General features: G+C 70.7%; 16 protein-coding genes. 4 read left to right on the top strand and 12 right to left on the bottom strand.

Annotation, left to right across the window (positions count from 1 at the left end; genetic code table 11):
* Positions 1-459 precede the first annotated feature (459 nt).
* Genes MK786_RS14955 through MK786_RS14965 form a run of 3 tightly spaced genes read right to left on the bottom strand, consistent with a single transcriptional unit; the run spans position 460 to position 3,602 of the window.
* On the bottom strand, positions 460-1,302 hold the full coding sequence (locus tag MK786_RS14955) for a DUF4184 family protein (protein ID WP_241113038.1): 843 nt from the start codon (positions 1,300-1,302) through the stop codon (positions 460-462).
* A 12-nt stretch (positions 1,303-1,314) separates the two neighbouring features.
* On the bottom strand, positions 1,315-2,616 hold the full coding sequence (gene tyrS, locus MK786_RS14960) for a tyrosine--tRNA ligase (protein ID WP_241113039.1): 1,302 nt from the start codon (positions 2,614-2,616) through the stop codon (positions 1,315-1,317).
* Between the two features lie 38 nt (positions 2,617-2,654).
* Positions 2,655-3,602 (bottom strand): aldo/keto reductase, encoded by a 948-nt coding sequence (locus tag MK786_RS14965; protein WP_241113040.1) that lies wholly within the window; start codon positions 3,600-3,602, stop codon positions 2,655-2,657.
* Between the two features lie 112 nt (positions 3,603-3,714).
* Here MK786_RS14965 and MK786_RS14970 point away from each other — a divergent pair, with 112 nt between their 5' ends.
* A complete protein-coding gene (locus MK786_RS14970) occupies positions 3,715-3,867 on the top strand; it encodes a hypothetical protein (protein WP_241113041.1) in 153 nt (50 codons plus the stop codon).
* Here the strand turns inward: MK786_RS14970 and MK786_RS14975 are convergent.
* A complete protein-coding gene (locus MK786_RS14975) occupies positions 3,843-4,193 on the bottom strand; it encodes a VOC family protein (RefSeq protein ID WP_241113042.1) in 351 nt (116 codons plus the stop codon). The two genes, MK786_RS14970 and MK786_RS14975, sit on opposite strands and share 25 nt — an antisense overlap.
* Before the next feature lie 156 nt (positions 4,194-4,349).
* Here MK786_RS14975 and MK786_RS14980 point away from each other — a divergent pair, with 156 nt between their 5' ends.
* Positions 4,350-4,946: a SatD family protein gene (locus MK786_RS14980; RefSeq protein WP_241113043.1), complete on the top strand. Its 597-nt coding sequence runs from the start codon at positions 4,350-4,352 to the stop codon at positions 4,944-4,946.
* 134 nt (positions 4,947-5,080) lie between these two features.
* Entirely contained in the window at positions 5,081-5,680 is a 600-nt protein-coding gene (locus MK786_RS14985; protein ID WP_241113044.1) for a hypothetical protein, read from the top strand.
* Positions 5,681-5,696: 16 nt separating this feature from the next.
* Here MK786_RS14985 and argH read toward each other — a convergent pair whose 3' ends face one another.
* The 8 genes from argH to MK786_RS15025 all read right to left on the bottom strand — a co-directional run bounded on the left by argH (position 5,697) and on the right by MK786_RS15025 (position 14,964).
* A complete protein-coding gene (gene argH, locus MK786_RS14990) occupies positions 5,697-7,127 on the bottom strand; it encodes an argininosuccinate lyase (protein ID WP_241113045.1) in 1,431 nt (476 codons plus the stop codon).
* Positions 7,128-7,136: 9 nt separating this feature from the next.
* Entirely contained in the window at positions 7,137-8,237 is a 1,101-nt protein-coding gene (locus MK786_RS14995) for a heparan-alpha-glucosaminide N-acetyltransferase domain-containing protein (RefSeq protein WP_241113046.1), read from the bottom strand.
* A gap of 112 nt (positions 8,238-8,349) precedes the next feature.
* Positions 8,350-9,273: an ornithine carbamoyltransferase gene (gene argF / locus MK786_RS15000; protein WP_241113047.1), complete on the bottom strand. Its 924-nt coding sequence runs from the start codon at positions 9,271-9,273 to the stop codon at positions 8,350-8,352.
* Positions 9,270-10,484, bottom strand: a complete 1,215-nt coding sequence (locus MK786_RS15005) for an acetylornithine transaminase (protein WP_241113048.1) — start codon at positions 10,482-10,484, stop codon at positions 9,270-9,272. Before MK786_RS15005 ends, argF begins: the two co-directional genes overlap by 4 nt.
* The gene (gene argB / locus MK786_RS15010; protein ID WP_241113049.1) at positions 10,481-11,380 is read right to left on the bottom strand and encodes an acetylglutamate kinase; all 900 of its coding nucleotides are present in this window, start codon (positions 11,378-11,380) and stop codon (positions 10,481-10,483) included. Before argB ends, MK786_RS15005 begins: the two co-directional genes overlap by 4 nt.
* On the bottom strand, positions 11,377-12,534 hold the full coding sequence (gene argJ / locus MK786_RS15015) for a bifunctional glutamate N-acetyltransferase/amino-acid acetyltransferase ArgJ (protein ID WP_241113050.1): 1,158 nt from the start codon (positions 12,532-12,534) through the stop codon (positions 11,377-11,379). Before argJ ends, argB begins: the two co-directional genes overlap by 4 nt.
* Before the next feature lie 55 nt (positions 12,535-12,589).
* On the bottom strand, positions 12,590-13,639 hold the full coding sequence (argC, locus tag MK786_RS15020) for an N-acetyl-gamma-glutamyl-phosphate reductase (RefSeq protein WP_241113051.1): 1,050 nt from the start codon (positions 13,637-13,639) through the stop codon (positions 12,590-12,592).
* A 347-nt stretch (positions 13,640-13,986) separates the two neighbouring features.
* Positions 13,987-14,964 carry an NAD-dependent epimerase/dehydratase family protein gene (locus MK786_RS15025; protein ID WP_241113052.1) on the bottom strand — a complete coding sequence of 326 codons (978 nt, stop codon included), beginning with the start codon at positions 14,962-14,964 and terminating at the stop codon, positions 13,987-13,989.
* Between the two features lie 249 nt (positions 14,965-15,213).
* On the opposite strand from MK786_RS15025, the gene MK786_RS15030 reads away from it, so the two are divergent.
* The gene (locus tag MK786_RS15030; RefSeq protein ID WP_241113053.1) at positions 15,214-16,344 is read left to right on the top strand and encodes an AAA family ATPase; all 1,131 of its coding nucleotides are present in this window, start codon (positions 15,214-15,216) and stop codon (positions 16,342-16,344) included.
* The last annotated feature ends 66 nt before the right edge of the window (positions 16,345-16,410 follow it).

Genomic DNA, 16,410 nt, shown 5'->3' on the forward strand with positions numbered 1-16,410 from the left:
CATACGCCAACCCCAAAAAGAGGCTGGACTTGATCCAAAGGAATCTCAAACGATCAAAAAATGACCGACGAGGTTAATTGGCATTTGACAAGTGCACGCTGTTGAGTTCTCAAGGATCGGACGCTCCAGCGCACGACGGATCTCTGACCCGCCGCACCAACTGGGCAACTTCACAATCTTATCTCGCCGTCGCGATCGCGTCAACTTGACAGGATCCCTCGGAGCGAGGCTCCCACCGGTCCGGCGAGCCGGAGATCTGCCGAAGCGGATCATGGTGGTGGGGGTGGTTCGCTGCTTGAGGGGAGCCAGGCCTTCCGGCCTTCCGCTCTACCCTTTGGGGCGAACAACAAGAACATTACGCGAGCCCCGCCCGCACGTCGAATCGGCGGCGCAGCCCGGGCGTGTCGCGCGTGGACGCGCTCACGTGCGCGCGAGAAGAACCCCTGATCGCCCGGCGGTTCAGTTCGGGACGGCCGAACGACGGCGCCGTGCTCGCCCCAGCTGAACCACCACGCAGAGCACGACGGTCAGCACCCCCCACACCGCACACGCCGGCGGCAGCACCCGGTACGCCAGGTGCTGCATCGTGAACTCCGTCGTGAGTGGTCCGAGCATTGCGAGTCCGGCGAACCACGCGCCGACGAGCACGATCGGAAGCGAGGCCCACCACGTCGCCCGCAGCCATGACGGCAGCGCGCGATCGACCGCGGGCGCGGCATCCGCTCTCTTCAGCCAGAGCAGTCCCCACACACCGATGATCGAGAGCCCCACGACGCTCGATCCGTGCTGGAGCCACTTGAGCCCGAGCAGCGGGCCCCACTGCTCGGCGAGCGCGGGGATCGCCGCCACTCCCCCGCGTCCTTCGTGGGTGAACAGGTCCCACACGATGTGGGTCACCACGCCGATGACCAGCGACAGCACGAGGAGCAGGATGCCGGCCCAGCGCACCCGCCAGCGCGCCCCGCGGGCGTCGGAGTCCACCCGCGTCACAGCGAACGTCTCGCGAACGCCGTCGAGCGCGCCCCGATCCCACACCGCGGGCAGACGCGAGGCGAGCCCACCCGGCGAGAGCTCACGCGCTGCCGGCCGCAGCACCGATCGCCAGACCAGCAGCAGAAAGAGCGCGAGCAGCACCGTCGCCGGGAGCCACATGAGGTCGTGCGTCACGCCGTAGTGGAGCGGCAGCCCGCGCACGAAGAGCGGCAGGTCGGGTGCCATCGCACCGATCGCGATCGCGGCCGGCACCAGCGGCGTGCGGATGAACGGCAGCGCGACGACCGCATGGCTCGGCGTGAAGGGCATGCCGCTGCGGGATCAGCCGTTCACGAAGACGCCGGCGAGCGTCTTCTTGCCGCGGCGCAGCACCGACACCCCGCCGGGCAGGTCACCGGTCACGAGAGCCGACTCGTCGACCTTCACACCGTCGAGCGACACGCCGCCCTGGGCGATCGCCCGCCGCCCTTCGGAGAGGCTCGAGACGAGTCCGGTGTCGACGAGTGCCTGCAGCACGCCGGTGCCCGATGCGACCGTGGCGTTCGGCAGCTCCTCGAGCGCCTCGCGCAGCGTCCCGGCGTCGAGAACCGTCAGGTCGCCTTGACCGAACAGCGCCTCGGATGCCGCGATGACCGCGGCTGCGGCATCCACTCCGTGAACGAACGTCGTGACCTCGCGGGCCAGGCGGCGCTGAGCCTCGCGCCGGAACGGCTCGGCCGCGACCAGTCGCTCGTACTCCTCGATCTCGTCGCGCGTGAGGAACGTGAAGATCTTGAGCCGCGCGATCACGTCGGCGTCGTCGGTGTTCAACCAGAACTGGTACATCCGGTACGGGCTGCACATCGCGGGGTCGAGCCAGATGGCGTTGCCCTCGCTCTTGCCGAACTTGGTGCCGTCGCTGTTCGTGATCAGCGGCGTGCCGATCGCGTGGACGTGCACGCCCTCGACGCGATGGATCAGGTCGGTCCCGCTCGTGAGGTTGCCCCACTGGTCGCTGCCGCCGGTCTGCAGCACGCAGCCGTACTGACGGTACAGCTCGAGGTAGTCCATGCCCTGCAGGATCTGGTAGCTGAACTCGGTGTAGCTGATGCCGGCCTCGGAGTTGAGGCGTGCGGCCACGGCGTCCTTCTTGATCATCGTGCCGACGCGGTAGTGCTTGCCGATCTCGCGCAGGAAGTCGAGCGCCGAGAGGGGCGCCGTCCAGTCGAGGTTGTTCACGATGCGGGCGGCGTTCTCGCCCTCGAAGCTCAGGAACCGCTCGACCTGTGCCCGCAGGTAGCCGACCCACTCCTCGACGGTCTCGCGCTCATTGAGCGTGCGCTCCGCCGTCGGGCGGGGATCGCCGATGAGCCCGGTCGAACCGCCGACGAGACCGAGCGGCTTGTGTCCGGCGAGCTGCAGCCGGCGCATCGTGAGCAGCTGCACGAGGTTCCCCAGGTGCAGGCTCGGCGCGGTCGGGTCGAAGCCGCAGTAATACGTGATCGGGTCGCCGGCGAGAAGGGCGCGCAGCGCCTCCTGATCGGTGGACACATGCACGAGTCCGCGCCACACCAGCTCATCCCAGACGTTCTCGAACGACGGGTCGTTGGCGGGGGCGGTCGCGCTCACAGAGCTGTTCGACACGCGTGCCAGGCTATCAGCGCGGCGCCCCCGTCCCGTTCTCAGACGGGCTCGTCGAGGCGCGCGAGCTGCTCGGGCGAGAGCTCGATCCGCACGGCGTCCATCGCGACATCGAGCTGCTCGAGCTTGCTGCCGCCGAGCATGGGACGGATGCCGCGAGCGACGTGCCACGCCAGCACCGTCTGTCCGCGCGAGGCGCCGAGCTCGGCCGCCACCTCGTCGAGGGCTTCGAGCCGCGCCGTCGTGCCCGGGTGGTCGTAGATGTCGGAGATCGGCTTGGTCGGGTTGTCGTAGGCACCCGAGAGCAGCGGCGTGTAGGCCCACACCTCTAGCCCGTGCGTCTGGGCATAGTCGCGCTGCTCGTCGCTCAGCACGCCGAACGGGTGATTGGTCGGGTTCGTGCCGGGACGCGGCCGCAGGTACGTGCTGTTGTGCTGCAGGGCGTCGATGGGCGACGCGCCGAGGTGCCGCGCGTGGGCGCGAGCGCGCTCGACCCGCCAGGCGGGGTGATTGGATGCTCCCACCCGCGCGACGCGTCCGCTCTCGGTCAGTTCGGCCAGCGCCTCGACTGTCTCCTCGATCGGCGTCGCGCGGTCTTCCATGTGCAACCACAGCAGATCGACCGACTCGAGTCCGAGTCGTTCGCGGCTGCCGGCGAACGCCTCGCGCACCGCGCGCCTCGACAGACCCTCACGGCGCAGTGGGAAGGCATCCGCCCACAGCGGTTCGGCACCGAGCTTGGTCGCGATCTTCACGCGCTCGCGCACACCCGGCCGCCCGGCCAGCCAGCGCCCGAGGACACGCTCGCTCGCCCCGCCCCGCCCATCGTCGGATGCCCAGAAGGCATAGCAGTCAGCGGTGTCGATCCAGACGCCGCCGCGCTCGACGAAGCGGTCGAGAAGCGCGAAGGACGTCTTCTCGTCGACGGCGGTGCCGAACATCATGGCGCCGAGGACGAGTGCGGAGGTGGGGGAGGCCGAAGGGGTCATGAATCCAGCCTGCAACCTGGAGTCCACTCCAGGTCAAGTCCTACCCTGGGATCCATGACGACCGATCGGCAAGCTGCGGCGCTATGGCGAGCTCTGCCGTGACGAGACCACCGTGCCCGACCGCGTCGCCCTCCTCGAGGAGCACGCTGCTGCGGTCCAGCACGAGCTCGACGCCTTGCTGGCCCAGCAGGCCAGACTCGCCGAGAAGCTCGCCTGGTACCGCGGCGAGCTCGCCGCGCGTCAGGCAGCGGAGATCTCGTCGTAGAGGCCGATGATGTTGCCCTCGGAGTCCTTGAGGTAGACGTATCGTGCCGTCTCGCCCATCGGCTCGATCTCGCCGAGCTGCTCTCCGCCGTGGGAGACCGCCAGAGCGACGGCATCCTCGATCTTGTCGACAGTGAACACAACGGTCGGGTGCGGAGTCGGGCCGCGCATGTGGAGGTCGCCGTTCACGCCTTCACCATCGGGCTGTCGCAGCAGGCCCATCTCGTCGCCCCACGGCTCCCACTCGTACCCCAGGACACTCCGATAGAAGGCCTGCGCTCGCGCGATGTCATCGACCGGGATCTCGAAGTGCTCCATCTTCGCCATGGCGACCACGCTCCCACGAGCATCGGACAGAGGGAAGACCGATTCCCAGGATAAGCACTCACACTTAATCAATCACTTTTTAGCATGGGAGCTTATGTAAATCATGCGCACAGGCTAAACTGATCTCACTTCAGCCCTGAGGCAAAAGGAGAAGTCATGTTCGTGGTGACGGCGGACCAGCGAGACAGTCAGGCGAACGACGACCTCGTTCCCGCAGGCCTCCACGCGATCAGCGCCGCGGCCGGGCCGCGACTCTCGCTCGCCCCCGAACGGACCGCGGGCGACGAGATCCAGACCGCGATCGCCGATGCCGCCGGCGCCCTCGAGATCGTCCTGCAGCTCACCCGGCTGGGCACGTGGAGTGTGGGGATCGGGGTCGGCGCGGTCGAGGAGCCGCTGCCGGCGAACGTCCGCGCCGCGCGCGGTCCGGCCTTCGTCGACGCGCGCGATGCGGTGGACCGCGCGAAGCGCGCACCCACCCGTGTCGCGCTCACCGCCGGCTCGGAAGGACAGGATCCCGAGGCCCTGCTCCGTCTCCTCATCGAACTGCGAGACCGCCGCACCGCCGAAGGCTGGGAAGTGCACGATCTGCTGGCGGAGGGCCTGAACCAGCGCGATGCGGCGCGGCGACTCGGCATCTCGGAGGGCGCGGTCAGCCTGCGCGCACGCAACGCGGGGCTCCGTACGGAGGAGGCCGCCGTGCCTGCGGTGCGACGACTCCTCGCACGGCTCGACGACCAGGTCAGCCGGTAGCGCGTCGACCATGTCGAGGAGCCCATCGTCCGCCGATGCTGACGCGGGACGTCGTCCTCGGCGAACCTCCAGAGGCGCGCTCACGTCCTCGAATCGCCGGTCGGCCGTCCGACCCGCGTGCGAGACTGAGCGGCATGGTCATCCCCCCCGATCTGCTCCTCCCCCTCGCGCTGTCGCTGTTCCTCTTCGTCACCCTGAGCGTCGCTCTGATCCTCGTCGTGCTCACCACCCGCCGCCCACGCGAGATCCCGCTGCTGATCGCGGGGGGACTCGTCATCCTCGCCCTGCTGGTGGTCGTGGTCGCACCGTTCAACGTGCCGCCGTTCATCGCGGTGTTCATCGCGCTTCTCGGCACGGCCCTCGCGGCCGCGGGCGGAAGCCCCGTGACCCGGCGCGTGCTCGAGGTCGCGACGCACGGGCGGGTGCCCGAGGGCGATAACGGCGGAATCCTGCTGCGCCCTGCGACCGTGGCGGGGATCGTCGCCGACGACGCCCCCGCGCGCGAGGTGCTCCGCGGCGGCACGACGATCGGCTACCTCGAGCGACTCGGCGTTGCGATCGCGATCATCGTCGGCTTTCCCGAGGCGCTCGCCGTGGTCGTCGCCGTGAAGGGCATCGGACGCTTCTCCGAACTCGCCGCCGCCGAGGCGCGGGAGCGTTTCATCATCGGCACCCTCGCGAGTCTGCTCTGGGCATGCGTCGTGGGCGGCCTCGTGCGCCTCGCGATCTGGTGACCGCGGCTCGTCGGTACTAGATGCCGAGCACGTGTGCGGCGGACTGGATCCGCTCGACCAGTTCCGCGCGCTGCTCGGCGACTCGCACCGGAGCCGTGCCGCCCGCACCTGTGCGGCTCGCGACCGAGCCCTCGACGGTGAGCACCTCGCGTACTTCCGGAGTCAGCATCGGCGAGACGCCGGTGAGCTGGGCGTCGGTGACCTCGTGCAGCTCGATGCCGTGCTGCTCGCAGACGCGCACCAGGTGGCCTGAGATCTCGTGCGCATCGCGGAACGGCACGCCCCGCTTCACGAGCCACTCTGCCACGTCGGTCGCCAGCGAGAATCCCTGCGGGGCGAGCTCGGCCATGCGCTCGGTGTGGAACCGCAGCGTCGCGATCATGCCCGCGAACGCCGGCAGCAGCGCCTCGAGCGTGCGGACGGAGTCGAACACCGGCTCCTTGTCCTCCTGGAGATCGCGGTTGTACGCGAGCGGCAAGGCCTTGAGCGTCGCGAGCAGGCCGGTCAGGTTGCCGATGAGCCGGCCGGACTTGCCGCGCGCAAGCTCGGCGATGTCGGGGTTCTTCTTCTGCGGCATGATGCTGGAGCCCGTCGAGTAGCCGTCGTCGAGCGTGACGAAGCGGAACTCGCGGGTGTTCCAGAGGATGATCTCCTCGGCGAGCCGCGACACGTCGATGCCGATCATCGCCGTGATGAAGGCGAACTCCGCGACGACGTCGCGGGCGGCGGTGCCGTCGAGCGAGTTCTCGGCCGGACGCGCGAGACCGAGCTCGCGGGCGACCAGCTGCGGGTCGAGGCCGAGAGTCGATCCGGCGAGCGCGCCGCCGCCGTACGGCGACACGGCAGCACGGACGGACCAGTCCCCCAGTCGCTCGAGATCTCGCACGAGCGGCCAGGCGTGTGCCTGGAGGTGGTGCGCGAGCAGCACGGGCTGCGCGTGCTGAAGGTGCGTGCGTCCCGGCATGACGGCATCCGGGTGCGCTTCGGCCTGCGCGACCAGGGCGTCGACGAGGCGGAGGATGTCGCGCGCGATGGTGCGCGAGTGGTCGAGCAGGTACATCCGCACGAGCGTCGCGATCTGGTCGTTGCGGCTCCGGCCGGCGCGAAGCTTTCCGCCGAGCTCAGCCCCGACCTCGCCGATCAGTGCCTGCTCGAGCGCGCCGTGCACGTCTTCGTCCGACTCGGCGGGGCGCAGCGTGCCGTCGGTGACCGACCGCGCGAGGGCGTCGAGGCCGTCGTGCATCGCGCGCTCCTCCTCGGCCGTGAGGTACCCCGCTGCCGCGAGCGCCTTGGCGTGGGCGTGCGAACCCGCGATGTCGTAGAGCGCGAGGTCCCAGTCGAAGTGCGTGGAGCGGCTCAGCTCGGCCAGCTCCGGCGACGGCCCCGTCGCGAATCGGGCGCCCCACAGCGCGCCCTCGTTGGTCCCGTCGCCCTTGGTGTCGCTCACCGGACCAGCCTACCGAGGCCTCAGGTCGTCGCCCCGCGGCGTGACGTCGGCGACGAGGCGTGCGGAACGGTCGACGACCCACTCCAGCGGACCCCGCCCGACCAGCAGAGCCCACACGGTGCACACGACGACGGTCGTGATCGCGAGCGGCCAGAAGGGCTCGAGCGCACGGAAGCCGGCCAGATCTCCCGGCCGGTCGAGCACGGCGAGCGCGACCAGCCACCACACCACGAGCTGGCCGACGTACGCCGTGAGCGGCATGGCGCCGACCGCGCGCAGCGGCAGCACCAGCCAGACGAGCGCCGTGTGGCACAGCAGCAGGCACGCCGCGATCACGGCGAGCGCGAACCCGCCCGACCCGATGACCTCCAGCAACCCGGTCGAGTGCGGTTCGGCCGTCCACAGCGCCTCGGCGAACGACGCCGGATCGGCGTCGTCGCCTGCGCTAGCGGCATCCGCTCCATATCCGATGAGGGCGAGCGCGGCACCGGCGCCGAGCATCCACAGCTGGACGGAGGTGCGCAGGATGCCGGCGCGTGCGACTCCGAGCCCGGCGAGGAGGAACACGATCCAGGTCGTGAACGGGTAGTGCCAGCCGATCGCACGGGACAGCGCGACGCCGGACATCGTCTGCCACAGCGGAAGATCGTCGATCGCGACCTGCACGACGGGCATGACGACGGCGAGCACCGCTGCCACGAGCAGGAGCGTCCGCGTGCGGAGGGTCAGCAGCGGGACGGCGAGGAAGAAGAGCAGCGCGTACGTGGGCAGGATCACGTACACCGGCACGCCGGTGAGGACGAGGAAGATGCCGATCAGCCAGATGAGGATCGCGCGTACGACGAGCCGCAGTCGCGCCTTCCGCAGCTGCTCGCCTGCTGGCGGCGTACGGCCGCCCGTCGCGAGTCCGATCGACACCCCCGCGAGCGTGGCGAACAGGATCGACGAGCGCCCGTCGACGACGGCGATCCAGGTCGTGGCATCCGCCCAGTCGAAGGGCTCGGTGATCCAGAGCAGGTGCGCCGCCAACATGCCGAGCACGGCCAGACCGCGCGCGAGATCGACCCCCGCGATGCGCTGCGGTCCGTTCAGGCGCTCCCACCGGGACACCAGCCAGCCGCGCGATGCGGTGTCGGGCCGGCGTTCGGACGCATCCCGCGCGCTCGGTTCGCGCTGCTGACGCTGTTCGTTCGGCGACCCGGCGCCCTCCACCGCGACGCGCTCAGTCCTGGCGGAGCAGCCAGACGAGCAGGGCCTTCTGGGCGTGGAGCCGGTTCTCGGCCTCGTCCCACACGACGCTCTGCGGTCCGTCGATCACCTCGGCGTCGACCTCGTACCCGCGGTCGGCGGGGAGGCAGTGGATGAAGATCGCGTCGTCCTCGGCCAGCGCCATGAGCTCCTGCGTCACCTTGTACCCGCCGAGGTCGCGCAGGCGCGCCAGCTTCTCCTCCTCCTTGCCCATCGACACCCAGGTGTCGGTCACGACGACGTCGGCACCGGCCGCAGCCTCGTTGGGGTCGGTGTAGAGCGTGACCGATCCGCCGGTCTCGGCGGCGCGACGGTCGGCGTCGGCGATCACGTCGTCGCGCGGCGCGTACGATTCGGGCGACGCGACGCGCACGTGCATGCCCGCCGTGACACCGGCCAGCACGTACGAGTGCGCCATGTTCGACATCCCGTCGCCGAAGAACGCGAGCGTCAGTCCCTTCAGCTCGCCCTTGTGCTCCTTGATGGTGAGGAGATCGGCGAGCAGCTGGCATGGATGGAAGTCGTCGCTCAGCGCGTTGATGACGGGCACGCGGGTGCCCTCCGCCATCTGCTCGAGCCCCGACTGGGCGTAGGTGCGCCACACGATCGCTGCGACCTGGCGCTCGAGCACGCGCGCGGTGTCGGCGGGGGTCTCCTTGCCACCGAGCTGGCTGTTGGCCGTCGAGATGATGAGCGGCGAGCCGCCGAGGTCGGCGATGCCGACGGCGAACGACACGCGCGTGCGCGTCGACGACTTGTCGAAGATCACGGCGACGGTCTGCGGGCCCTCGAGCGTCTTGAGCTTCCAGCGGTCCTTCTTGAGTGCGACCGCCAGGTCGAGGATCTCGTCCTGCTCGGCCTGGCTCAGATCGTCGTCGCGCAGCAGGTGGCGGGTCATGCGTGGACCTCCGTGGGGGTCTCGAGCAGCAGGGTGTCCTCGACGGTGCGCACCGACGCCGTGAACAGCTCGACGAACTCGTCGAGCTCGACATCGCCGATCGTGAGGGCCGGCACGAGGCGGATCGTCTCGTCGTTCGGGGCGTTGATCACGAGGCCGTGCTCCTGGGCCGCGGCCACGACGGCCTTGGCGACCGGATGCGTGAGCGCGATGCCGAGCAGCAGACCGCGTCCGCGCACCGATCCGATCAGCGCCGAGTCGATGCCGAGGATCGCCGCGCGCAGCTGTTCGCCGCGCTCGGCTGCGTTCGCCACGAGTCCGGCCCGCTCGATCTCGGCCAGCACCGCGCCGGCAACGGCCGTGCCCAGCGCGTTGCCGCCGAACGTCGACCCGTGCGTGCCCGGGTAGAACAGCTCGCTCGCGGCGCCGGACGTGATGAGCGCGCCGATCGGGAACCCGCCGCCGATGCCCTTGGCGACCGTGATCGCGTCGGGGGTGATGCCGGCGTGCTGGAACGCGAACCAGGCGCCGGTGCGGCCCGCACCGGTCTGGATCTCGTCGACGATGAGCAGCGCCCCGTGACGCTCGGTGATCTCGCGCGCGGCTTGGAGGTAGCCTTCGGGAAGGTCGATCACACCGGCCTCGCCCTTGACGGGTTCGACGAACAGCGCGGCCACGCGATCGTCGATCGCGGCCTCGAGCGCCTCGATCGTGGAGTCGATGAACTCGACGCCGGGGGTCATCGGCAGGAAGGGCTCCTGCATGTACGGCTTGCCGGTCAGCGCCAGTGTGCCCATCGTGCGGCCGTGGAACGCGTCTTTCAGTGCGAGGATGCGCGGCCGCTCGGCGCCACCATGCAGACGTGCCAGCTTGAACGCCGCTTCGTTGGCCTCGGCACCGGAGTTGCCGAAGTACACGCGGCCGGAGTCGCCGGTCCCCGCGAGGCGCTTCAGCTGGGCTGCGAGGGCGAGCTGCGGCGGCGTCGCGAAGTAGTTCGACACGTGCGCGAGCGTCGCCGCCTGGCGGCTGATCGCGTCGACGAACACCGGGTGGGCATGGCCGAGCGAGTCGACCGCGATGCCCGCGAGGAAGTCGAGGTACCGCTTGTCGTCGGCGTCCCACAGGTAAGAGCCCTCGCCGCGGACGAACATCGCCATCCGCTCGCCGAAACTCCGGACGAGGTCGCGCCCCGCGTCATCCTGCCACGTCATCCGAGGACCACCTCTGTTCCGATTCCCTTGCTGGTGAAGATCTCCACGAGAACCGAGTGCGGCACGCGCCCGTCGATGATCGCGGCCGTCTCGACGCCGCCCTCGACGGCTTCCAGGCAGGCCTGCATCTTCGGGATCATTCCCGACTCGAGCGAGGGCAGCATCGCCCGGAGCTCGGTCGAGGTCAGGTGCGACACGAGCGAGTCGCGGTTCGGCCAGTCGGCGTAGAGGCCGGGGACATCGGTGAGGACGACGAGCTTCGCGGCGCCGAGAGCGACGGCGAGGGCGGATGCCGCGGCATCCGCGTTCACGTTCAGCGAGTGCCCCGGGTGGTCGAGGTCGGGCGCGATGCTCGACACCACGGGGATCCGCCCCGCGGCGAGCTGATCGAGCACGGGCTGCGGGTCGACCTCGACGACGTCCCCCACACGCCCGAGGTCGTGCTCGACGCCCTCGATGACGACCCCGCGACGGCGGCCGCCGAAGAGGCCGGCGTCCTCGCCGCTGAGCCCGGCGGCGTGCGGGCCGTGCGCGTTGATCTTGGCGACGAGCTGCGGATTGATCTGCCCGGTCAGCACCATGCGCACGACCGAGATCGCCTCGGTCGAGGTGACGCGGTAGCCGCCCTTGAACTCGCTCGGGATCGCCAGGCGGTCGAGCATCGACGAGATCTGCGGGCCGCCGCCGTGCACTACGACGGGTTTGACGCCGACGTATCGCAGGTACGCGATGTCGGCGGCGAAGGCGTCCTGCAGCTCGTCGGACACCATCGCGTTGCCGCCGTACTTGATGACGACGACCTGGTCGCTGAAGCGCTGCAGCCACGGCAGCGACTCGATGAGCGTGGCGGCCTTGACGCTCGCCTCGTCGGGATCGGTGTCCTGGATCTGGGTCATGAGGAGTACGCGCTGTTCTCGTGGACGTAGTCGTGGGTGAGGTCGTTCGTCAGGATCGTCGCGGTCGCATCGCCAACCTTGAGGTCGATCACCAGATCCGTGGCCCGCGGGGTGAGATCGACGTCCTCGCGCGGCGCATCCGGACCGCCCTGCGAGCACACGCGCACGCCGTTCATCCAGACGTCGACGTCGTAGGGGTCGAACGCCGCGGCCGTCGTGCCGATCGCGGCGAGCACGCGCCCCCAGTTCGGGTCGTTGCCGAATATCGCCGCCTTGAAGAGGTTGTTGCGGGCGACCGACCGCCCGACCTCGACCGCATCCTCCTCGGACGCAGCGCCGCGCACCTCGATCGTGATGTCGTGGCTCGCGCCCTCGGCGTCGCCCTGCAGCTGCTTCGCCAGGTCGGCGCTCACCTCGGCGAGCGCTGCCGCGAAGTCGTCCAGGTCGGGTGCGATGCCCGAGGCTCCGCTCACGAGCAGCGTGACCTGGTCGTTCGTCGACATGCAGCCGTCCGAGTCCAGGCGGTCGAAGGTGCGGCCCGTCGCCGCCCGCAGTGCGGCGTCGGCCTGGGCCGCGTCGAGCACGGCGTCGGTCGTGATGACCACGAGCATGGTGGCGAGGCCGGGCGCCAGCATCCCGGCCCCCTTCGCCATTCCCCCGATGGACCATCCGTCACGAGTGACGGCGGCTCGTTTGGGACGCGAGTCGGTGGTCATGATGGCGAGGGATGCCGCCTCCCCGCCGTGCGCGGACAGCTCGGCGATGCCCTGCTCGGTGCCTGCGAGCACCTTCGCGCGGAACGTCTCGTCGCCGGTGCCGATGAGGCCCGTCGAGCAGACCAGCACGTCGCCGGCGCTCACTCCGAGCAGTTCGGCGGCCTTCTCGGCCGTCTGGTGCGTGGTCTGGAAGCCGAACGAGCCGGTGAAGCAGTTGGCGCCGCCCGAGTTCAGGACGATGGCCTCGACGACGCCGTCCTTGACGGCCTGCTCCGACCAGATGATCGGGTTGGCCTTCGCGCGGTTCGACGTGAACACCGCCGCGCCGACCTTGAGCGGTCCGCGGTTGACGACGACCGCGACGTCGGGCTTGCCGGTCGACTTCAGGCCGACGGCGACGCCGGCCGCCTCGAATCCCTGTGCTGCGGTTACACTCACGGCGCGATTCCCTTCGAGCCTCGTACGCCGGACCGAGTCTGTCGGCTCACGATGGTCACGGGGCCACCCCGTTCACGCTGAGCGCGGTGCCCTCGGCGAGTCCCAGCGCGATGTTCATGGACTGCACGGCGGCCCCGGCCGTGCCCTTCACGAGGTTGTCGACGGCGGTGACGACCACGACACGGTTCGCCGCGCGGTCGATCGCGAGGCCCATCAGCGCGGTGTTGGCTCCGAGGACGTCCGCCGTGCGGGGGAACTCGCCCGCGGGCAGCAGCTGCACGAACGTCTCGTCGCCGTACGCCGACTGCCACGCGGCGCGGATCTCGGCATCCGTCGCGTCGTTCGCGATCGGGGCGGTCGAGGTGGCGAGGATTCCGCGGGCCATCGGCACGAGGACGGGCGTGAACGAGATGCGGATGCCGTCGGCCGGCGCGCCGGCGGCGGCGAGCGCCTGCCGGATCTCGGGGATGTGCCGGTGCGTGCCGCCGACCGCGTACGGGTTGGCAGTGCCGAGGATCTCGCTCGCGAGGAGGTTCGGCTTGAGGGCCTTGCCGGCGCCCGACGGTCCGACCGCGAGCACCGTGACGATGTCGCCGGCGTCGATGACGCCTGCGGCGACGCCCGGCGCGAGGCTCAGCGACACGGTCGACGCGTTGCAGCCGGGGGCGGCGATGCGGGTTGCCCCGACCAGCCGCTCGCGCTGCTTGGCGCCGCCTGTCAGGAGCTCCGGCACACCGTACACCCAGGGCTCGTGGAAGTCGCCGCCGTAGAAGGTGTCCCAGTCGGCGGCCGACTCGAGGCGGTGGTCGGCGCCCGCATCGATCACGAGGGCCGCGTCGCCGAGTGCGTCGGTGTACTGCCCCGACTGCCCGTGCGGGAGCGCCAGGAACACGATGTCGTGCCCGGCCAGGATCTCGGGCGTCGTCTCGGTGAGCGTGAGGTGCGCGAGCGAGCGGAGGTGGGGCTGGTGCTGGATGAGCGGCTGTCCCGCGTTCGAGTGCGCGGTGACGGTGCGGATCTCGACGTCGGGATGCGCGGCGAGGATCCGCAGGATCTCGCCGCCCGCATAGCCGGATGCGCCGGAGACGGCGACCGAATATGTCATGGATTCCACCTTAGAGTCTGGGTGCGGGGGCCGGAGACGGCGACGCCCGCTCGCAGACGTCCGGGAGGACGGCGTGCAGGGTCGCCTACAGTCGGCGCTCGCCCAGACGGCGTCGGCGCGCAGGGGCGGCGCTCGGAGCGAGCGTCACGAGTCCCTGGGCGACCGAAGGCATGCCGCGACGATAGCCGCCGGGCCGCGGCATCCGCAAATCCGGTGTCACCGCGTGACACGACGTCGCTGCGACCTGACGAGGCGCCACGGGTGGCACCCGTCGCGAGACGACGTTTCTGCGACGAGACGACCCGCGGCTGGCGACGTCTCGTCGCAGACGCGCCGTCTCGCGCTCGCTACCCCATCTCGGCGAGCAGGGCGAGCTCGTCGTCGCGCGAAAGCCCGGAGCTCCGCTCGCGGTCGAGGCCGCGCTTGCGCTCGTCGTCCAGCGTGCGCCGCAGCGTCTCGGTGAGGGGGCGCACGCGGCCGCCGAGCAGGCGGTACGCCGCGTTCGAGCGCGTCCAGAAGCCCGGCATGCCTGCGGGCAGCCATAGCGGGAGCGAGCGCGGGCCCATCCAGTACGCGACGCCGTGCGCCTCGAGCCAGTCGTCCGTCGCCGTCACGAGACGCCCCGAATGCCCGGCGACCTCCCGCGCTTCGGAGAGCAGACGATCGAGCGGCACCGGATCCCCCACCGCGTTCGCGACGCCCGTCCACCGCTCCCGCCCGACGCCCTGGACGAACTCGGCCAGGTCGTCGACGTCGATGACCTGCTCCCCGCGGCCCGCGGCATCGGGGACGAGCACATCGTCGCCTTCGGCGAGCGCGAACCGCCCGACCCAGTACCCGAACCGGTCGGTCGGGTCGCCCGGCCCGACGATGAGGCCGGGTCGCACGATCGCCGCGCGGTGTCCCATGACGGAACGGACGGATGCCTCGGCCCGCGCCTTCGCGCGACCGTAGTCCTCCTCCTCGTCGGGTCCTGCGGGCGCCAGCACGTCGGCCGACTCGTCCGCGCCCGGCTCGTCGTTCTCGGCGTACACCGACACCGTCGAGATGTACGTCCAGTGCTTGCCGCGCTCGGCGAGGGCGTCGAGCGCGGCGGCGACGTGGACCGGCTTCGACGAGACGTCGACGACCTCGTCCCAGTCGCGCGACGCCACCTCGTCGTACGCGCCCGGTTCGTCGCGGTCTGCAGTCACGAGGTGCGTGCCGTACGGTGCGGGTCGCGCGCCTCGGGCGAGGCAGGTGACGGATGCCCCCGCATCCGTCCACTTCTCCGCGATGCGCCCGCTCAGCCAGCCCGTGCCACCCAGCACCAGTACGTCGGTCATGGTCCCACCCAATCAGAGCGGACCCCGCGCGGCACCCGTTCCGCTGTCAGCGTCGCCTCGGCGCGACTCCTCTCCGGCTGCCCTATCGGTGCGCAGAGCGGCCGGGTCCGCGGGGCCGGCGAGGTGTTGTGCACAACGTCGGCGATCCGGGTGCCATCCGGCGCCGTACCGGCCCGGCGGCCGATCGGCGACGCGGATCACCGACGCTGTGCACACCGGCGCGTCGGAGGCCCCTGCCAGGATGGCGGGATGCTGACCACCGTCGCCGTCTCGGGCTACCGCTCGCTCCGCGACGTCGTGCTGCCGCTCGGCGCGCTGACCGTGATCACCGGGCCGAACGGGTCGGGCAAGTCGAACCTCTACCGCTCCCTGCGGCTCCTCGCCGCCACGGCGACCGGATCGCTGGTGGCCTCGGTCGCCCGTGAGGGTGGACTGCCGTCGCTGCTCTGGGCCGGCCCCGAACACGGCGGCACACAGGGCACTGTGCGGTCGGGCCCGATCGCGGTGCGACTGGGGTTCGCCTCGGATGAACTGGGGTACCTCGTCGACCTCGGCATCCCGCAGGTCGACCAGCGCAGCCTGTTCGCTCGCGATCCCGAGCTCAAGCGCGAGCAGGTGTTCGCCGGGCCCGTGGCGAAGCCGGCGACGTTGCTCATCGACCGCCTGCGCGGTGCGACCCGCGTCAGGGACGGCACCTGGGTCGCCCTCGCCCAGCAGCTCGCGCCATTCGAGAGCATCGTCACCGACCTCGCCGACGGCGACACGGCACCCGAGCTGCTGTCGCTGCGACGCACGCTCGGCGGCTGGCGGTTCTACGACCACTTCCGCGTCGACGTCGACGCGCCGGCTCGCCAGCCGCAGGTCGGCACCCGCTCCCCCACGCTGGCGCACGGCGGCGAGAACATCGCCGCGGTCTGGGCCACGATCCACGACGCCGGGCACGGCCGAGCCCTCGACGCCGCGGTCGCTCGGGCTTTCCCGGGCGCACAGATCAGCGTCGAGGCCTCCGACGGGCGGTTCCGCCTCGTGATGCGCCAGCCGGGCCTGCTGCGGCCGCTCGAGACCGGCGAGCTGTCCGATGGCACACTGCGCTACCTCCTGCTGTGCGCGGCGCTGCTCCCGGCACGCCCGGCCCCACTCATGGTCCTGAACGAGCCCGAGGCCAGCCTGCACCCCGACCTGCTCGACCCGCTCGCCGAGCTCGTGGCCGAAGCATCCGCTCGCTCTCAAGTGCTCGTGGTGACGCACGCCGAGGGACTCTCGGCGCCGTTGGAGCGCGCCGGAGCGCTCACGCACCGCCTCGAACCGCACCCCGACGGCACGCGCATCGCCGGTCAGGGTGTGCTCGACCGCCCGGCGTGGAACTGGGGCAGCCGCTGATGCCTCCACCCGACGCCGCGTGAAACTGGGGCAGCCCCTGACTCGGCCGGACCCTCACGCGAGGGC

It is taken from the genome of Microbacterium sp. CFH 31415 (genome assembly GCF_022538185.1).
Taxonomy (GTDB): domain Bacteria; phylum Actinomycetota; class Actinomycetes; order Actinomycetales; family Microbacteriaceae; genus Microbacterium.